Here is a 1,267-nt window from a genome sequence, read left to right as displayed (position 1 = left end):
AAAAAATTTCTATTACGAGGCCTAAGCCTCACCCAAACAGGAGGATCAACATGCGATACCAGGTATTTAAAACGAAGGAAGGGGGCCAGCCGGTGTTTACGGCACCGTGGTACTGGTTGGCCTCTGCCATTGCTCACTGGTCATCTCTTAACTGGGATGCCTGTCGAATCGTAGACAGCAAGGTGGATGAAACAAGGCTCTGTTGGGCCAAGGCTCTACCGGCTGGGAAAAACAAGTAATTTGGATGGAGTGATTATGAGGTTAGGTTTTGTGAAAAATACGGGGGTTTCAGCGTTCCTGGTAGCCATGCTGGTGGTGGCCCCTCAGGTATGGGCAGAAACCTTTACTGCGAAGGTTGTGGGGGTGTCTGACGGTGATACGGTCAAGGTCCTGACTGAACAAAGCTGTGACTCCGGGAAAGATTGCCGGAGCGGCAAAGTCCAGTACCGGGTAAGGCTGGCGGAAATCGACACCCCAGAGAAGAAACAACCCTACGGCTCAAAGGCGAAACAGGCGTTGTCCGATCTGGTGTTTGGTCGAATGATTAAAGTCGAGCAAATCGACAAAGACCGTTATGGCCGTCTGGTCGCCAACCTTTATGTCGATGGCAAATGGGTCAATGCCGAAATGGTCCGTTCTGGGAGTGCGTGGGTGTACCGGCAGTACGCCAAAACACCGGAGCTGTTCAAGCTGGAGGCCGAAGCCAAAGCCGATAAGCGAGGTCTCTGGGCATTACCGGAATCGGAGAGAACTCCCCCTTGGGAGTGGCGAAGAAAGCACTAACCACACCCCAGAGTATGCAGGTGTAAACAGTAACCAAGAAAACAAACAGGAATAACGATGAACAAAAGTGAACTGATTATGAAAGTGGCCGAAGACGCTGACATTAGCAAAGCAAAGGCCGAAGCTGCGATAAATGCGCTGATCAACTCAGTGACAGAGGAGCTTAAAGCGGGTGGGACAGTAGCGCTCACTGGGTTTGGTACTTTCCACGTTAAGGAACGCGCAGCGCGAACCGGGCGGAATCCCAAGACTGGAGAGAACATCCAGATCGCGGCGGCCAACATTCCTGGGTTCAAAGCTGGTAAGGGGTTGAAAGACTCCGTGAACTAGATCTTAATCATGTGACACATGAATAAGGTTTACATAAGGCTCCTTTCGTGGGAGCCTTATTCATATCAGACATGAATAAGGGGAAGGGATGAGATTGTCGTCAACTCAAAAGGACGTTTTGTTCATTCTATACGCAATTGAGGCCGGTGGAAAA

General features: G+C 50.6%; 2 protein-coding genes. Both read left to right on the top strand.

What is annotated here, in order from left to right; all coding sequences use genetic code 11:
- Nucleotides 1–186 precede the first annotated feature (186 nt).
- Nucleotides 187–783, top strand: coding sequence for a thermonuclease family protein (locus BHE89_RS17695; RefSeq protein ID WP_345876144.1), 597 nt, complete (start codon nucleotides 187–189; stop codon nucleotides 781–783).
- Nucleotides 784–840: 57 nt separating this feature from the next.
- A complete protein-coding gene (locus tag BHE89_RS17690; RefSeq protein ID WP_069370015.1) occupies nucleotides 841–1,113 on the top strand; it encodes an HU family DNA-binding protein in 273 nt (90 codons plus the stop codon).
- Nucleotides 1,114–1,267: the final 154 nt, after the last annotated feature.

This window comes from Shigella sp. FC1967, assembly GCF_001743005.1.
Lineage (GTDB): Bacteria > Pseudomonadota > Gammaproteobacteria > Enterobacterales > Enterobacteriaceae > Proteus.
Note: the sequence above shows the minus strand (reverse complement) of the source record. Positions and strands in the feature narration are given on the sequence as shown.